The sequence below is a fragment of the Pseudalkalibacillus sp. Hm43 genome (assembly GCF_054170705.1).
In genome coordinates this window covers 3516547-3533561 of the sequence record NZ_CM135129.1, presented here as the reverse complement: position 1 = coordinate 3533561, position 17015 = coordinate 3516547, and the positions used below count along the sequence as shown (strand labels likewise).

At 43.3% G+C, this 17015-nt stretch carries 15 protein-coding genes; all 15 read right to left on the bottom strand.

What is annotated here, in order from left to right; translation table 11 throughout:
- Positions 1 to 91: 91 nt before the first annotated feature.
- Positions 92 to 1066 carry an FTR1 family iron permease gene (locus tag ACXQIQ_RS18320; RefSeq protein WP_439300949.1) on the bottom strand — a complete coding sequence of 325 codons (975 nt, stop codon included), beginning with the start codon at positions 1064 to 1066 and terminating at the stop codon, positions 92 to 94.
- Between the two features lie 30 nt (positions 1067 to 1096).
- Positions 1097 to 1837, bottom strand: coding sequence for a hypothetical protein (locus ACXQIQ_RS18315; RefSeq protein ID WP_439300950.1), 741 nt, complete (start codon positions 1835 to 1837; stop codon positions 1097 to 1099).
- Between the two features lie 56 nt (positions 1838 to 1893).
- Positions 1894 to 2631, bottom strand: coding sequence for a glycosyltransferase family 2 protein (locus ACXQIQ_RS18310; RefSeq protein ID WP_439300951.1), 738 nt, complete (start codon positions 2629 to 2631; stop codon positions 1894 to 1896).
- Positions 2594 to 4108, bottom strand: a complete 1515-nt coding sequence (locus ACXQIQ_RS18305) for an alkaline phosphatase family protein (RefSeq protein WP_439300952.1) — start codon at positions 4106 to 4108, stop codon at positions 2594 to 2596. The genes ACXQIQ_RS18310 and ACXQIQ_RS18305 overlap by 38 nt, the downstream gene beginning before the upstream one ends.
- Complete coding sequence (locus ACXQIQ_RS18300) at positions 4105 to 5022, bottom strand: lysylphosphatidylglycerol synthase transmembrane domain-containing protein (RefSeq protein WP_439300953.1); 918 nt, start codon at positions 5020 to 5022, stop codon at positions 4105 to 4107. The genes ACXQIQ_RS18305 and ACXQIQ_RS18300 overlap by 4 nt, the downstream gene beginning before the upstream one ends.
- Entirely contained in the window at positions 5019 to 6005 is a 987-nt protein-coding gene (locus ACXQIQ_RS18295) for an NAD-dependent epimerase/dehydratase family protein (RefSeq protein WP_439300954.1), read from the bottom strand. Before ACXQIQ_RS18295 ends, ACXQIQ_RS18300 begins: the two co-directional genes overlap by 4 nt.
- Before the next feature lie 284 nt (positions 6006 to 6289).
- Positions 6290 to 7483 (bottom strand): hypothetical protein, encoded by a 1194-nt coding sequence (locus tag ACXQIQ_RS18290; RefSeq protein ID WP_439300955.1) that lies wholly within the window; start codon positions 7481 to 7483, stop codon positions 6290 to 6292.
- Positions 7484 to 7887: 404 nt separating this feature from the next.
- Positions 7888 to 8202 carry a thioredoxin gene (gene trxA / locus ACXQIQ_RS18285; protein WP_226546718.1) on the bottom strand — a complete coding sequence of 105 codons (315 nt, stop codon included), beginning with the start codon at positions 8200 to 8202 and terminating at the stop codon, positions 7888 to 7890.
- Positions 8203 to 8378: 176 nt separating this feature from the next.
- Positions 8379 to 9350, bottom strand: coding sequence for an electron transfer flavoprotein subunit alpha/FixB family protein (locus tag ACXQIQ_RS18280; RefSeq protein WP_439300956.1), 972 nt, complete (start codon positions 9348 to 9350; stop codon positions 8379 to 8381).
- A 16-nt stretch (positions 9351 to 9366) separates the two neighbouring features.
- Complete coding sequence (locus tag ACXQIQ_RS18275) at positions 9367 to 10137, bottom strand: electron transfer flavoprotein subunit beta/FixA family protein (protein WP_226546720.1); 771 nt, start codon at positions 10135 to 10137, stop codon at positions 9367 to 9369.
- A 16-nt stretch (positions 10138 to 10153) separates the two neighbouring features.
- Positions 10154 to 10927 (bottom strand): enoyl-CoA hydratase, encoded by a 774-nt coding sequence (locus tag ACXQIQ_RS18270; RefSeq protein WP_439300957.1) that lies wholly within the window; start codon positions 10925 to 10927, stop codon positions 10154 to 10156.
- Positions 10928 to 10941: 14 nt separating this feature from the next.
- Positions 10942 to 11538, bottom strand: a complete 597-nt coding sequence (locus ACXQIQ_RS18265) for a TetR/AcrR family transcriptional regulator (protein ID WP_439300958.1) — start codon at positions 11536 to 11538, stop codon at positions 10942 to 10944.
- A 407-nt stretch (positions 11539 to 11945) separates the two neighbouring features.
- Positions 11946 to 13640 (bottom strand): AMP-binding protein, encoded by a 1695-nt coding sequence (locus ACXQIQ_RS18260; RefSeq protein ID WP_439300959.1) that lies wholly within the window; start codon positions 13638 to 13640, stop codon positions 11946 to 11948.
- A 598-nt stretch (positions 13641 to 14238) separates the two neighbouring features.
- The gene (locus ACXQIQ_RS18255; RefSeq protein ID WP_439300960.1) at positions 14239 to 14646 is read right to left on the bottom strand and encodes a DUF350 domain-containing protein; all 408 of its coding nucleotides are present in this window, start codon (positions 14644 to 14646) and stop codon (positions 14239 to 14241) included.
- 14 nt (positions 14647 to 14660) lie between these two features.
- A complete protein-coding gene (locus ACXQIQ_RS18250; RefSeq protein WP_439300961.1) occupies positions 14661 to 17015 on the bottom strand; it encodes an endonuclease MutS2 in 2355 nt (784 codons plus the stop codon).

Sequence of the window (17015 nt, the reverse complement as noted above, 5' to 3'; positions counted from 1 at the left end):
TTACTGTTCTTATGTCTATCTACCTATTATGCTTCCTGGACATAAAGAAAACAAGACGGATACATCGCTGTAAACGTCTTGTCGTTTTTGATTATGTGTTGATTGTTGAAACTCCAGGCGCTTTTTTACCGTAAGCACCAGAGACTTCTTGTTTGTCTTCATTTTGGGAGACAGTCTGTTTTGTTGGAGCTGTCTTTTCTTTGCCGTTCTCTTTGACGAGTAAGTAGATGACGACAAAGTATCCGATATACGCGACCACTTCTTCAATGGATGGCATGGATGAGTATCCGAAAAGTGCCTTTAAGAAAATACCGATTTCACCTGATAGAAGAGGTGCTACACCGTGATCTCTTACATAATGAGCATAGTCGATCGGATGCTCAGGAAGAAAACTTGTCAGGTTGTAGACTTGTGGCATGACGCTGCCGATGATTTTAAGGTCTTGCATCACGGAGATTCCTTGAACAAGTAATCCAGCGGCAACCACCACGATGAATGCTCCTGTCACTTTGAAGAAAGTTTTCAATGGTACGCGCATCGATCCTTTGAAGAAGAAGTAACATACGACAACCGCAATCAGGACTCCGGAGATCGCTCCCCAACCCGTGATTGCTTTCTCGATGTTTCCTCCTGTAATCGCTGCAAAGAAGAATACTGTCTCGATTCCTTCTCTCAGTACGACGAGGAAAGAATGGAAGACCATTCCGATGACATTTCCTGTCGTCAAGTACGTATCGAGCTTCGACTCCATTTCACCTTTTAGATTCTTGCTATGTTTAGCCATCCAGAAGACCATCTGAGTCAAGAGAATGGAGGAAATCAACATAATTGATATTTTCAGATACATTTCACTACCCATTGCCGCGAATCCAGTGAATACGACCTGGAATAATAAGGCGGCTCCGAAGCTTGCCAGGAGCGCAAGACCGACACCGATCCACACGTATTTAGTGTATTCAGGTCTTTTGATTCGTTTCAGGTAAGTGGTGATGATTCCGACAATCAGTAAAGCTTCGAGTGCTTCACGGAATGTAATCAATAATGCTTGGATTTCTAAACTCGCCATGTGCTCTCTCCCCTATCTCGTTCAGGCCTTTTATCTTTTTCTACGAACGTATATTACGACCCCAATGATGATGACAGCTAAGATCAGTATCGGCAGCCAGTTTTTAAGCTGGGCGTAGTCCGTCCATGTTTGTGTGTTAGACGCACTTTCCTCTTCCGATCTATCAGCTGCGTAATGTCCGACATCGACACTTTCTAAATCAAAGAACTGCTTTAAATCGTTCAAGATGTTTTCTTTGCTTGTTTTGAATCCTTCTGGATTCGACTCCTTCTCCCCGACTCCGAACAAACCAGGGTTCCCTAGAGCGTTAAGCGCGTTTTCAAACTCATCCTTCAATTGAGCATCCAATTCAGGATTTTCGTTTTGTACGGCTGGAGAAAGGACTTTATATGTAGCATTCGCTTTCGCTATCAAGATTTTGTTTTTATCCACTTCGTCAAACTTTTCTTCAATCGCTCCAAGTCTTCTTGAAATGTTGAGAACGAGAATCGTCTGCATATGATCTTTGATCGCTTCTTTATCTTCTTCCTCGAATGCTTCCTCGACTTTGTTCACGATTTCATTTCCCATATGTAGTTGAATTTCTTCTTTTATGGTGCCGAAGAGTTCTTCAGCCTTCCCATAATTCTCATTATCTAAGTAACTGACCATTTCCTCGTAGGCGATAGCGATCGGTTCTTCACTTGGATCACCATAAGAATAAGCCATCGCTTCGACTGGAATCATGATTGTAAATAATAATAGTAGGATGGATTGCAGTAGTACACGCATGTTCATCTTCCCTTCATCGTAAATGATAATCATTATCACGCTAAAAGTCAACGATTTTAGCGAAATTGATTCTCAGTTAACTCTTCATTAAACGTTTTTCGTTCAGGCTTTCTTTTCATTTCTTTGTAGATGGCTGGAATGACCGACGTCAAGTACGCTTTGAACTTGATAAAAGACTGCCCTTTCGTTCGTACTTGATAACGAATCGGAATCTCTCTCATCCTGAATCCTTTTCGAACTAAATTCAAAGTGACGACTTGTGCGTAATTGTAGTCATGGATGATTTCAGCGTCCATTGCGGCAGCTCTCGAGAAAGCTCTCATGCCTGATTGACCATCATAGATCCAGCGACGTAAAAGAATAGACTGAGTGAGTGTGAACACATAATTCCCCAATCTTCTGTGTAGCTTCATTCCTTTGATCGTCCCTTTGAACCGAGAACCCATCACATAATCCGCTTCTTCAGAAATGATTGGTGCTACCAGTTCAGGGATTTCATCTGCTGGATATTCATTATCCGCATCTATCATGACACTGATATCCGCGCCTAGTTCGACGGACACCTTCAAGCCTTCCCGAACTGCAGCACCAAGCCCCTTATTTTGTTGGAAGGAGCGGATATGGTCCGCTCCAGCTTTCTTCGCGACTTGCACGGTCTGGTCTTTTGAACCGTCATCAATGACCAGCACTTCAACTTTATAATTTGTATGGAACGCTTTCGGTATTCTTTGAATGACTTCTTGTATGGAATTTTCTTCATTGTGTGCGGGTAAAAATACGATGATTTTCTTCAAGATGTTCCCTCTTTCCTTTCGTTGATTGCCGGATCGCTTTTCGTAGCACTCGTCCTCTGCTGTGGCTTGGGAATGGTGTACCTAATAGATGTGCAATCGTAGGTGCCACGGAGACCAATGATTCGCGATCTTCAACTACTTTACCAGATTGGATATGTGGACCCCACATGAAGAAAGGTACGAACCTTTCTCCTTCATCGAGATGTCCGTGTCCGCCGATCCCATCTGCTTGTCCATGATCCGCACAAATCATCAGGGTGGTATTCTCCATCTTGCCTTCTTCATGCATCCATTGTACAAACTCTTCGATCAACTGATCGGCTTCTTCGATTTTTTGGATATATTCATCATAAAAGACACCCTGTGAATGACCGGTTTGGTCTGTTCCAATCAACTGAGTGATGAACAGGTCTGGGTCTTCTTTTTTCATGATCTGTTTGGACCGCTCGATAATGTTTCGATCCGCGTGATCGTTATCCATGACAGCTGTTACAGTGTCGACATCATTCCCCAGGGAATCGACAAGATGGGCGATTCCGAGTAAACGACCTTTTTTACCGACCGATCGCAATGCATCGAAAATGCTTCCGACCTTGATTCCAAGCTTCCAAACCATGTTGGACGTAATACCATGCTCATAAGGATATGTGCCTGTGAACATGGAGGTGAAGCAAACGACAGTACGCGCAGGGTACACCGTTTCCATCTGTGTATATTCCGTCCCCTCTTTACGAAGCTTGTCCAGAAACGGCGTATTCGCTTGATAGAATCGTTCTTTTCTCATCCCATCAATGACAATGACAACCACACGATCCGACAGTCCTTCACTTTCCGAATCATTTTCACGTGTGTAGGAATCGTACATGTCAGGCTTCCAGTCGAAAAGATTGCGGTGCAAAATGAAAGCATACAGCCATAAGCCGAGTAAGAAGCCGGCAGGTGCTAAGACAAATTCAGCTTGGATCGCCGTGGGTCCCTGGAGGCTTGTATAAAACAAGTTCCATAGAGACAGAACCAAAAGGAATTTCGGCATCTGTTCCTGCGCATTCCCACTTGTTGAATCACTATTTTTCAATACAAGTTTCCAGAAACGCTTGAAGTTCATCCAGCTCGTGCCAATTCTCAAGTGATAGTAGAACGTGCCCCAGAAAAAGATAGTGAAAAAGAAATAAAGTCCTAATGCGAATATCAATAGAGGCAAGTTCAAATCTGGCCAGATCATGACGAAAACGACAAATGGAATCCATAAGTAATTCCGCAGCATCAAGGGAAAATCATAATGGAAGAAAAGGGCGAGTAGTGGAATCGTCAATAGAAACGCCAAAGACCCAAACTGCCAGAAACTTAAGCTCCCCCATTGTGGAATATGAAAGAGCAGCAAGGTACCGAACACGAAAATCGGTGTGAACGGTTTGCCTTCATTCAGTAAATTCCAGCATCTTGCTGCGATTTTTTCGAACTTTGAAGCTTGTTTCATGATTTTTCCCCTTTCCTTTTTATCCATCCTCTAATGGTTTGAATCGGAATCGGAGTCCAAATGACCAAGCCGATTCCAATCAAGAATGATAGCAGAAATTTAAACAGATGAGTCGTCAACCCAATACTGTATCCCGTTTTCATCCCGTATCCGATAAAAACGAGTACAGCTGTCATGACACTTTCATACGTGCCTAACCCACCTGGTGTAAAATGAAAGACCTGTCCTGCAACAGTCAAGCTGTTCACCCAAACACTTTGTAAGTATCCAAGTGGAGAAAGAAATTGTTGCGCTACTTGATAAAGAACAATCCCCTCCAATATCCAGCTCAGTATGGTCAAAGACAGAATTCCGGTTGCGTATTTGAAACCAAGGCCTTTTATATGGATGAATCCTTGCTTCAGCCAACCGATCTTGTCTTGGAGTTTCCAGGCGACGAACGCCAGGGCGACTGTCCCTAATACGGCAAGGAAAAACAACCAGACTGAGATTTGATATCCATAGATGAAAGCACCAATCGATGCGAATGTAGCTAAAGTCATGAGATCCAAACCACGCAAGAGGATAACGGATGATAAGGAGCGCTTATAAGATAGCTCATGCCTCATAGATATCACACCTGCCCTGATCAGATCTCCTGCCTTGATCGGTAGAATATGATTCAGCACAAAACTGTAGAAGATTCCAATAATACTTGACCTGAAGGTGATTTGATCCTGCAAGAACATTTTCCAGGCAAGTGCTCTGAATAGAAAGGCGGACGTATAGACCGTCGTCATGATCAAGAGGCTTGTCCATTCGAAGGACGAAAGGAGTGGAGACCTGAATTCCTCATCAGCCATAACGAGCACGGAGATCCATATAAACGCCGCCAGGAATAGAAATCGAATGATCGCAATCCACCTCTTGCTCATTGATACCACGCTTTTGCCCATTCGATCGTTTTTTCAATCCCCGTTTCAATTGAGACCTCAGGCGCATAGTTCAATTGGCTGGATGCTTTCGTAATATCTGCCCAAGTCATTTTGACATCCCCAGTCCGCCATGGTTTTTCGATTACATTCATATGTGGAAAGTGTTTTTTGAAAACATTGAGTAAGTCGATCATCTTGATGGGATTGCCAGAACCGATGTTCAGGATGCCATAATGTTGCTCTATATGCATAGCTTTGAAGAGTCCCGTGATGCAGTCGTCGATATACGTATAATCGCGGGCACTGTCCAAACTGTAAATTTCAATCGGTTCATTGGATAACAGTAGGCGGGTGAACTTCGGGATCGCCATGTCCGGTCTCCCCCATGGACCATAAACTGTAAACATTCGGAGAATCGTCATCTTGAATCTGTATAGTTTGTGAAAGGCATGGCAAAACGATTCCGCACCTGCTTTTGCAGCAGCATATGGCGATTCGACTTCTCCAATCCGCATGTCTTCGTGGAAAGCCCCGTTGTTCTGATTTCCATAAACAGAGGAAGAAGATGCAAATAGTACGTGTTCGACTTTTGATTCCCCAGCTGCTTTCAGTACATTGATGGTGGCATTGATATCATAATCCACGTAAGGCAAAGGTTGTTCGACGGAATACGTAACACCCGGCAATGCTGCCAAATGATAGACGACATCAAACTTTTGTTCAAGAAAAAGTTGCCTGGTTTCCTCTTCATACCGTAGATCCAGTTGAATGAACGGAACCGTACCTACTTGCATTTCGATTTCTTTCATATGTTGTTTTTTTCGTGCGATGGAATAATAGGGATCCAAGTTATCAATGATGGTCACATCATGACCTTCATTGATCAGCCGCTTCGTTAAATGGCTACCAATGAAACCCGCTCCCCCAGTAACTGCAATCTTCAATCTATTCAACAACCTTTTGATCATCTGTTTTTCAAGCATTTACCGTACCATTATAGTATACCTTCAACAAGTTGAAATATTGAAAGGGCTGAACTCATAAAGGAAACTTGGCAAAGCCAAGCTTTTAGCGATGGATGAGCCTTAGTTGCCCTTATACTTTGCACCTAAACTTTTTAACAACGTCGATTTCCAACACTGCAAAAAAGTTATTCTCCCTAAAAGTATAAAGAAGTGCCAGACCTCCCTGGTTGGTTCAGAGAGTCCGACACTTTTGAGTCAGCCCTTTTGTGAGCTTCTTATTTTTTGAGTTCGATTGTATCGAGTTATTTTATTACGCTGTTCAACGTTTTTTCGATGGAAGAAAGCAATTCTTTCGCTTTTTCTTGATCGTCCGCTTCTACAGCTCCGATGTAGTCTTCTGCTTGTTTGCGAAGTTCAGCGTATTGATCTTCCCCAAGTTTCGCCTTAAGGTCCGTTTCAAGGATCTCGATAAATAGAGCTCCTTCAAGTGCCGTGATCATGGACTTGTCTTCGCCCCAGTATTCTTGGCTCTCTTCATATTCGTGGAGGGCAACTTTAGAGAAACCACTTACGAATGCTTCGTTGATTGCTTTAGGATCCAGCTTCGTAACATCACTTTCAAGGTTCAATTGAGTTTCGATCAATTGAGCTTCTTCAGATGCATACTTTTCTAGGTAAGATTTAATGGATTGGAAGAATGCCCATCCTTCAGCTTGCTCTACACGTGCCGCTTCTGGATCTTCCTTCGCTTCTTTCGCTGCTTTTGTTGCGTAACCGTGAGGCTCAGCTCCGACTGCAAGATAGAACGTACGCATCAAGGATTTGTCTACGACTTGTTTTCCAAGTTGGAAAGCGAGCTCATCGTCGTTTTCGACTGCAGTTTCCATTTCGTCGAAACCAGCTTGGATTTTCTCAGCCATGTTTGTGGAATACGCAGAATCACGCTTTTGGACAGTTCCTTCAAGAGCAGCATAGAATGCTTTCGCTTCTTCAAGTTCTACGTTGACTTCTTCTTTATCTCCCCAATATTCTTTGATTTCAATGAATTCATGACGCATTGTGAAGAAGAATGCTTCTTGCATGATCTTATCGAAGATTTGCTTGACGACGCTTCCGTCAAGATCGCCTGACTTACCTGCTTCAAGAGCAGTTGAAATTTGTTGGTCCATTGACGTTTCAAATTCACCGTCACGCTTTTTCACAAGACCTTGCAAATCTTTTTTGTACAGGTCCATGACCATGTCATAGTCGACTTCTTGGCCTTCGCCTGCTTTCGCCAATTCATCTTTTCCAGTGTTATAGGATTCAACCATCGCTGCAATCTCTTCAGATGGAGATTGTGCTGCCGTTTCTTCCTTGTCCTCTTTTTGGTCTTTATTTTCATTCTCTTCCGTTTGTGTGTTGGACTCTTCTTTCTTCTCATCCTGACCACAAGCTGAAAGAAGTAAGCTTAATGCTAAGAAACTGCTTGATACAAATTTGAATTTGTTTGTCATTGTTGTTTCTCCCCCATATATGTAGTGATAATGATAATGATTATCATTTCTGTTCTCCGATAAGTATTATATCGATAATGATTCTCAGTGTCAAACAAGTTTTTGAAAGTTTTCTCTTGAAAATACTTTTCAGATGAAAAAATGTATGAATATATGCCAGTTATTGCTAGTGAGGCGGTCGTTAACGAGGCTTTTCAGTATAAAACAGTAGTCTATAGGGGTCTAAAAACGGGATTATAGATCAGATTTGGAGAAAATCCATAAAAATCGAAATTTATAGCTCAGTTTTGGTTATTTCCCATAAAAATCCCACTATTTCCAATAAAAATTGAAATTTATAGATTAAAATACAAAAAAATAAGGTCCGCCCTATGTGAGGGCAGACCTTATTATAAGAATCACTCTTATTTATGCTTGTTGATCAATTCAACAAGTGCTTCTTTCGGTTGGAAACCGACGACTTGGTCGACGACTTCTCCGTCTTTGAAAAGCATAAGTGTCGGAATGCTCATGACTCCGAATTTACCTGCTGTTTCTTGGTTTTCATCTACATCTAACTTTACGATTTTTACGTCGTTGCTCATTTCGCTATCAATCTCTTCCAAGACTGGTGCAATCATTTTACAAGGTCCGCACCAAGGTGCCCAGAAGTCTGCAAGAACGAGGCCTGAGCTCGTTTCCGTATTGAAGTTTTGGTCTGTTACGTGTGAAATAGCCATTTGTATTGCCTCCTCATCATTCTTTCACTTTCAATGGAAGTATATCACTTAACCGATCAACTTCCTAACAATCTGCTTCCAGTTGTAGCATACCCTTTTTCAAAAAACTCACACATACAAATCGGGTACAAAAACAAAGGGGTGACCAAGTGGGTCACCCTGCCATGTTCTTAAAATTAAACGAGTACCTTCTTGAATTCTTCTGTCAGCTTCGGTACGACATCGAAGAGGTCTCCGACAATTCCGTAGTCAGCTACATTGAAGATGTTCGCCTCTGGGTCTTTGTTGATCGCAACAATGATTTTTGAGTTGGACATACCAGCCAAGTGCTGGATTGCTCCAGAAATACCACATGCGATATATAAGTCAGGTGTTACGACTTTACCGGTTTGACCGATTTGCAAGGAGTAATCGCAGTAATCTGCATCACAAGCACCACGGGATGCACCGACTGCCGCTCCAAGTACATCTGCAAGTTCTTTCAACGGCTCGAAACCATCTTCAGATTTCACACCACGTCCACCAGCAACGATGATTTTCGCTTCAGAAAGATCGACACCATCGGTCGTCTTACGAACGATTTCTTTTACAATCGTACGAAGATCCTTGATCGTAACATCTACTTTAGAAACATCACCTGTACGGTTTTCATCTTTTTCAAGAGCAGAGATGTTGTTCGGACGAATCGTCACGAACATGACGCCATCTGTGATGATCTTCTTCTCAAACGCCTTACCGGAATAGATTGGGCGCGTATATACAAGGTTCCCACCTGTGTTCTCAATACCTGTGATATCGGAAACCAATCCAGATTGCAATTTCGCTGCAAGTCGAGGAGATAGGTCCTTACCAAGTGCTGTATGACCGAATACGATTCCCTCAGGACTTTCTGCGTCAATTACTTGCATCAATGCTTGTGTATAGGCATCACATGTATACGTTTTCAAATTTTCGTCTTCTAAGACTAGAACACGGTCTGCTCCGTAATGAATCATGTTTCCAGCGATGTCGTTGACACTATCGCCGCAAACGACTCCCACGATTTCTCCGCCTTCAGAGATTTCTTTCGCTGCTGCAATTGCTTCATAGGATACGTTACGAAGTTCACCGTCTCTGACTTCTCCTAAAACCAATACTTTTTTAGCCATCGTTTTCTCTCCCCTTTTATATCACTTTTGCTTCAGATCGTAACAAGGACACAAGTTCTTTCACTTGGTCGTCAACTTCACCTTCGAGTACTTTTCCAGCCTGTTTTTCAGGTGGGAGGAAGACTTCTAACGTTCTTGTCTTGCCTTCTACTTCATCTTCATCCAGATCCAGATCATCCAACTCAAGCTCTTCTAGAGGCTTCTTCTTCGCTTTCATGATCCCTGGTAATGAAGGATAGCGTGGCTCATTCAATCCTTGCTGAGCCGTCACAAGAACTGGCAATGACGTTTCAATGATTTCAAGGTCACCTTCAACGTCACGTTCGATCTTGACAGTAGAACCTTCTACTTCAAGCTTCGTGATCGTCGTCACGTGAGGCATATCCAACAACTCTGCTAGGCGTGGTCCAACCTGACCGGAAGCTCCATCAATCGCAACGTTACCGCCTAGAATGATATCTACTTCCTTATCTTCAAAATAAGCTGCAAGGATTTTAGCTGTAGAATATTGATCTCCATAGTCCACATCTTCATCGTCGATCAATACAGCTTTATCCGCGCCCATCGCTAGTGCCGTTCTGAGCTGCTTATCACTTTCTTCTTCACCGACTGTAACGACAGTGACTTCTCCGCCATGCTCGTCGCGCAATTTGATTGCTTCTTCCACCGCATACTCATCGTATGGGTTGATGATGAATTCAACACCGTCTTCACTGATTTTTCCGTTTTCGATCGCGATCTTTTCTTCCGTATCGAATGTTCTTTTTAGAATGACATAAATATTCATGTGTTTCCCTCCAATTTTAGCGGTCTTTAAATTCAGGCTTGCGTTTTTCTATGAAAGCTTGGATACCCTCTTGCCCATCATGTGAGGCGAAAGCTTTTCCAAACGATTCCGTTTCCTTCTTCGCACCTTGCTCGTATTCCCCTTTTCGGGCGAAATCGACTAATTCGAGTGCGAGGCTGACAGCAACGGCACTTTTAGCAGCTGCTTTTCCAGCTAGAGTATAGGCTTTATCCAGCAACTCATCTTCAGAAACCACATGGTTGGCTAGACCCCATTGCATCGCGTCCGTTCCTGTAATCGGTTCGCTGGTCAGGAGCATTTCTGTCGCTTTCGCAGCTCCGACATAGCGAGGTAGACGTTGGGATCCTGCAAAGCCTGGAACCAACCCAAGTTGTAGTTCAGGTAAACCGAGCTTCGTGTTATCCGTGACCAGTCTCATGTGACAAGCCATCGCGAGCTCCAGTCCTCCCCCTAGTGCAGCGCCATGTACTGCTGCAATGACGGGTTTGGAAAATTGTTCAATCCGATCGAACACCTGTTGACCGTAAGCACCAAGTTCAGAGAATCCAGATGCATCTTCTACAGTCGTGAATTCTTTGATATCTGCCCCTGCAGAGAAAAATCTTCCTTCTCCACGTATGACAAGAGCTTTGACTTCTGAATCCTTCTCAACTTCATCTAAAACAGAGTTGATCTCTCTGATCATTGGAGAACAGAGTGCGTTCGCTGGTGCATGTTGTAGCAGGATCGTTCCGATTTGATTTTCCTTTGAATAGGATAAGTACTCCAAATTCTCTCCTCCTCTTAACTAGGTCTATAACGGATGCCATTAATAAGCAGATCATGAACTGAGTTTGCAAGCGCTGTCAAATCATAGTGATGATCATTCATCACCCAGCTCGTCGTCGTTTCATCCAATGTACCGAAAATCATCTGACGGACGATCCGGATATCCAGGTCAGGTTGGAACACCTGTTGTTTGACCCCTTCATGGATGATGTCATCCAGAAGATGCAGGTAACGCTTCAACACTTCCCCGATCTGCGCTCGTAGCGCACGATTCGTCTGACGCAATTCGAGCTGTGTCACGATTGCCAATTCATGATCCTCTGATAGCTGTTTGAAGTGCATTTCAATCAGCTTTAACAGCTTATCTTCAACAGAATGCTGATGTTCGATTTCATTTTTGGTCGTGTCGATAAAGTGACCCATCTTTTCCTGGAACAAAGATATGAGCAGATCTTCTTTGTTTTTGAAATACAAGTAGATGGTGCCGTCCGCTACCCCAGCTTCACGCGCGATTTTTGAAATCTGTGATTGGTGATAGCCATGTTTCGCAATGACCGAAACAGCTGCATCGATAATTTTGTCATATTTAGGTCCTTTTCGTTTAACGGTCATCGTCCTTTACCTCCACGTTCTACAAGAAAAACTGCCTGCTTTTCTCGTTGATCCGAAAAATGAATGAACATTCACTCGGGTTCATTGTACTTTACAAACGGGGGTTAAGTCAATGAATCTTTCGTATTTTTCAGAATTTTACGCATCCTGTCGATTATCTGAATTATATCATTAATCTGTCAAAAAAATAACAAGAAAGGGTCAACTAGGACTGCAAAGATGATCATGAAAGTATGCCACTGTATTTCTGCATTTTAATATGAAAAAAGTTGATTTCCAGCATCTCTTCTCACAAGAAGTCATTTCTGAGTGGGTGACTTGGCGATTTCTGCTTTTTCACCCTATCAGAACGCTCCTTTAGTAATCACCAATAAAAAAGGACCCCGATATCGGGATCCTTTTCTCTGTTACGCATTCTCTTTAGCGCTTTCTTTCAGTTTCTGCTTTTCTTCCTCAACGAGGACTCTTCGGAGTACTTTTCCAACCATCGTTTTCGGAAGTTCATCCCTGAATTCATAAAGGCGCGGAACTTTAAAGGAGGCCAGATACTTCCTACAGTGGGTATCCAGGTCTTCTTCTGTACATGTAACCCCATCCTTCAGAACGACGAAAGCCTTCACAGTTTCTCCTCGATATGGATCTGGAACACCGATGACGGTCGCCTCTTTCACTTTTGGATGTTCAAACAAAATCTCTTCGATTTCTCGAGGATAGATGTTGAATCCACCGGCAATGATCATATCTTTTTTACGATCGACGATATAGAAGTAACCTTTCTCATCCATGTATCCCATATCTCCGGTCAACAGCCAACCCTCGTGGAACGTGGAAGCTGTCTCTTCGGGTTGATTCCAATAGCCTTTCATGACCTGTGGACCTTTGATCATCAGCTCTCCGACTTCCTTTTCCTCGGCAATCGAGCCTGTTTCAGCAGATAGGATGGCCGCTTCTGTATTCGGCCAAGGGACCCCGATACTACCGATGACTCGGTTACCATACAGGAAGTTGGCATGGGTGACTGGTGATGCTTCGGTCAATCCATAACCTTCAACAAGATTCCCTTTTGTAATCTCCTCAAAGCTTTCCTGAACTTCAACAGGAAGTGGAGCTGAACCGCTGATACAACTTGCGATTGAAGACAAGTCATACGATTTGATATTCGGATCATTCAATAAAGCGATGTACATCGTTGGTGCGCCTGGGAACATCGTCGGCTTATGCTTACCGATGGCTTTCAGCACCTGCTTCGGATCAAACTTAGGGAGAATGATCATTTCAGCCAGGTACATGATCGAAAAGTTCATGACACATGTCATTCCGTACACATGGAAGAATGGCAATGCACCAAGAATCTTTTCTTCTCCATACTTCGCTTTATACATCCAATAACGGCATTGCATCGTATTTGCGACAAGGTTGTAATGCGTGAGCATGACTCCCTTCGCAGGACCTGTCGTACCACCCGTATACTGTAGTAAAGCAAGATCTTCTTTCGCATCCACTTCAACATCAATCGGGTTCATGTCTCCTTCATCCAGCAACTTTCTGAAGGAATGAATCGTGTCGTTGTATTCGACACGCACAACAATGTTGGTCTGCTTTTTCTGAACGAATGGATAGATGAGGTTCTTCGGGAATGGCAGATAGTCTTTCACTCCGGTAACGATGACATGTTCGAGTGAAGTCCGTTTTTTCACTGCCTCGACCCGCGGGAACAATAAATCCAGACAAATGATCGTCTTAGAACCAGAGTCTGTCAACTGGTGTTCCAGCTCCCTCTCCGTATAGAGAGGATTGGTTTGGACGACAATGCCTCCAGCCAACAATACACCATAATAACTGATGACTGATTGCGGCGAATTCGGAAGCATGATGGCGACCCGATCTCCTTTCCGAATACCAAGGGACCGTAGTTGATTCGCCATCTTCAAGGCGCTTTCATAAACTTCCCCGTAGTTCATCCGCTTACCTAGAAAATCTAAAGCGGGTTTCTCTGGGTGCTTACGAGCTGCATCTTCCAGATAGAATTGCAAAGGCTTTTCGTCAATCTCGATTTCGTGAGGGATTTCTTCGGGATACTGCAGTAACCAATTTTTCTCCACCTTAATCTCCTCCTTTTTTACCGCTCCTTTCCTATGAAAAACTCACTCTCTACTACTATTATAATGAAAACGGATACAATTTTATATATTTTTAGAATATTTCCAATAAATTTTCTTGCTTGTAATAATTGTATTAGTAAAACAAGGAAAAAAGACCCCCTTTGACATTAGAGTCAAAGGAGGTCTAAAGCTTAATTTTATTTCTAACGAAATTCACACCCTAGTCTATACTAAAAGCATGTTTTCGCAGTCTCTGTTGCTCTTGAAAGTCGTTGATTTCCGCTCTCCAGGTGCTCGCTTTCCGCGGGGCGTGCGGTGAGCCCACTCACTTGCACAGGATGTGCTGGCTTCGACGTTCACCACAGGACGTGGTGGAACTTAGTCGAAGATCCTTTAAAAAGTGAATGGTCTCACGTGTCCCGCTAATCCCGCTGGAGTCTCGCACCTTGCTCTCCAATCAACTTGCACATGGTTTCTTTTAAAATGACTCAAAAGCAACTATCAGTTAAAAATCACACGAACAAATAAATGATACCTGCCACGATGAAGAGACCGCAGCATACTAAGAGGACTTTCCATAATGTTTCCATGCTTTCACCTATCCGATTCCGCTGCCGATGACAAAGGATAATCCCACAGATATAATCATGGAAATAAATCCGACAGCTCTATTGTCTTTTTGAATCTCATCGTCAATCTTAAACCGTGGCGTCAGAAATTCAAAAATGAAGTATCCAATCAACAATAATAAGAAACCATAAACGCCCCAAATCGTCATATCCAAAATGGAATCGTTATGTTCAATTGAGTATCTGAAGATGTTCGCAATCCCGAATACCTTTCCTCCTGTCGCCATAGCAACTGACAAATTGCCCTTACTGATCTCTTCCCAATTTTTATACTTCGTTACGACTTCAAAAATGGCGAGAAAAACGATGAGACTCAATACGACGACACTATAATTTGCTACAGTTTCAACATAAGGATTAGCCAACCAATTGTCCATGATTTCCCCGCTTTCTATTTCAGTCCGACGATCGTGACGCCGCTTCCACCTTCACCTGCATTCCCAAGTCGGGTCGTTTTCACATTCGGATGTTCTTTTAACAACGACTGCACACCTGTTCTCAATGCCCCGGTTCCTTTACCGTGAATAATTGAAACTTGAGGGTATCCGGCGAGTAACGAATCATCCAAGAATTTATCGACCGCTCGAAGCGCGTTTTCATATCGTTCCCCTCTTAGATCCAGTTCAGGCTTTGTCACAGAACTTCCTTCCACTTTGACGAACGGTTTCGTTTCTCTTTTCTTTTCTGATTTGATCGGCTCCAATTCGTTCGCTTTGACCGTCATTTTCATGATGCCGATCTGGACTTGATATTCATTCGAACCGACTTTTTCAACGATATGACCTTTTTGGTTCACGGTTAACACTTTCACTTCTTCACCAGGCTTTAAATTATCTGGCGCTTTTTTGTTCGTTGTCGGTGTTTTCAGGGCTTTGTTCCGTTTTGGAGCTGCTTCATCCAACCGCTTTTGGGCTTCGATGAGCTTATGCTCTTTCACATTTCCGTATTCCTTCTGATATCCGCGGAGCTCTTTGAGAATCTCATCTGCTTCCTGGCGAGCATGTTCAACAGATTTTTTCGCTTCCTGTTCCGCTTTTTCATACAGTTTTTCTTTATGCTGTTCGAACTCTTTCAACTTCTGTTCAAGATCACGCTTCAAGTCTTCGGCTTCCTGATGGATATCGGTAGCTTCCGCACGTTCTCGTTCAGCTCTTTTCTGAGCATCTTCGAGGGAAGCGATCATCACATCGATCTTGTTGTTGTCTTCACTGATGTGAGACTTTGCATCGGTTATGATCTTTTCGTTCAGTCCGATCCGTTTGGAGATTTCGAAAGCATTACTCCGTCCTGGTACACCGATCAATAGGCGATAGGTCGGACGTAACGTTTCCACATCGAACTCCACACTTGCGTTCATGACGCCTTTACGATTATACGCATAAGCTTTCAGTTCACTGTAGTGAGTCGTCGCTACAATTTTTGAACCTCGTTCATTGACATAGTCGAGAATCGAGATGGCAAGTGCAGCTCCTTCAGTCGGATCTGTACCAGCGCCGAGTTCGTCGAACAGGACCAACGACTTGAAGTTGACCCGATCGAGTATATCCACGATATTCGTCATATGAGAGGAGAACGTACTCAAGTTCTGTTCAATGGACTGTTCATCCCCGATGTCCGCGTAGATCGATTCGAAAACCGTCACTTCCGATTCTTCTTCTGCCGGTATTTGCATACCGGATTGTGCCATCAAGGATAATAAGCCGATCGTTTTTAACGTAACCGTCTTACCACCCGTGTTTGGACCAGTAATGACAAGTGCATTATATTCTCCGCCAAGCTCGACATTGATCGGAACGACTTCATCTGCAGAAATCAGTGGATGTCGCGCTCGTTTCAAGTTCATGTATTCGTTATCATTGATTTTCGGCTTAACCGCTTTTATCGCGTGACTATAGCGCGCTTTTGCGAAAATGAAATCAATTTCTGCAAGGACAGTGACATTGTGACTTAAAAATCCAGACACTTCAGCCACTGTTTCCGTCAACATTTTCAAGATGCGCTGAATTTCTTGATACTCTTTGCTCTTCGTCTCTTTCAATTGGTTGTTGATTGTTACAACTGCCTGAGGTTCAATGAACAATGTTGCACCAGAAGCGGATTGATCATGAACCATACCGCCAAACGCTGAACGATATTCTTGCTTGACTGGAATGACATAGCGATCATTTCGGATTGTGACAATGGCATCAGACAGCATCTTTTGTGATTTTGAAGATCGGATGATCGACTCTAGTTTTTCACGGATACGGGATTCAAAGCTTCTTAATTGTTGACGAATCGTTCTAAGAGCAGGGCTTGCTGTATCCATCACATGTCCTTGATCATCAATGCAATCTTTGATTTTTCGCTCCACTTCCTGTAGAGGATCGATCTGTTCAATGAGATCCGCTAAAATCGGCAGCTCGATTTCGTCCTCCAACGTGCCTTCTATAAATCTTCTGAACCTACGTCCCCCATGGATAGTGGTCGAGATATCGACGAGCTCTTCCGGACTTAGGATTCCGCCAATTTCCGAACGCTTCAACGACGCACGGATATCGCGGATACCGCCTAATGGAACATGGCCTTTCAACCTGAGAATCTGTGCACCTTCATCCGTACTGTTCTGCTGATGGTTCACATCCTCAAAATTCGTCCACGGCTTAAGGTCATGGATTTTTTCTTTCCCTAAAGAAGAGGAGACATGCTCAAGCAGTTGTTCTTTGATTTTTGTATATTCTAAAACTCTAAGTATTCGTTCGTTCAC

Coding starts and splice junctions, on each gene's coding strand:
- ACXQIQ_RS18300 (WP_439300953.1), bottom strand. CDS start 5,022: ATGAGCAAGAGGTGGATTGCGATCATTCGATTTCTATTCCTGGCGGCG.
- ACXQIQ_RS18290 (WP_439300955.1), bottom strand. CDS start 7,483: ATGACAAACAAATTCAAATTTGTATCAAGCAGTTTCTTAGCATTAAGC.
- ACXQIQ_RS18280 (WP_439300956.1), bottom strand. CDS start 9,350: ATGGCTAAAAAAGTATTGGTTTTAGGAGAAGTCAGAGACGGTGAACTT.
- ACXQIQ_RS18275 (WP_226546720.1), bottom strand. CDS start 10,137: ATGAATATTTATGTCATTCTAAAAAGAACATTCGATACGGAAGAAAAG.
- ACXQIQ_RS18265 (WP_439300958.1), bottom strand. CDS start 11,538: ATGACCGTTAAACGAAAAGGACCTAAATATGACAAAATTATCGATGCA.
- ACXQIQ_RS18315 (WP_439300950.1), bottom strand. CDS start 1,837: ATGCGTGTACTACTGCAATCCATCCTACTATTATTATTTACAATCATG.
- ACXQIQ_RS18305 (WP_439300952.1), bottom strand. CDS start 4,108: ATGAAACAAGCTTCAAAGTTCGAAAAAATCGCAGCAAGATGCTGGAAT.
- trxA (WP_226546718.1), bottom strand. CDS start 8,202: ATGGCTATTTCACACGTAACAGACCAAAACTTCAATACGGAAACGAGC.
- ACXQIQ_RS18295 (WP_439300954.1), bottom strand. CDS start 6,005: ATGCTTGAAAAACAGATGATCAAAAGGTTGTTGAATAGATTGAAGATT.
- ACXQIQ_RS18255 (WP_439300960.1), bottom strand. CDS start 14,646: ATGGACAATTGGTTGGCTAATCCTTATGTTGAAACTGTAGCAAATTAT.
- ACXQIQ_RS18320 (WP_439300949.1), bottom strand. CDS start 1,066: ATGGCGAGTTTAGAAATCCAAGCATTATTGATTACATTCCGTGAAGCA.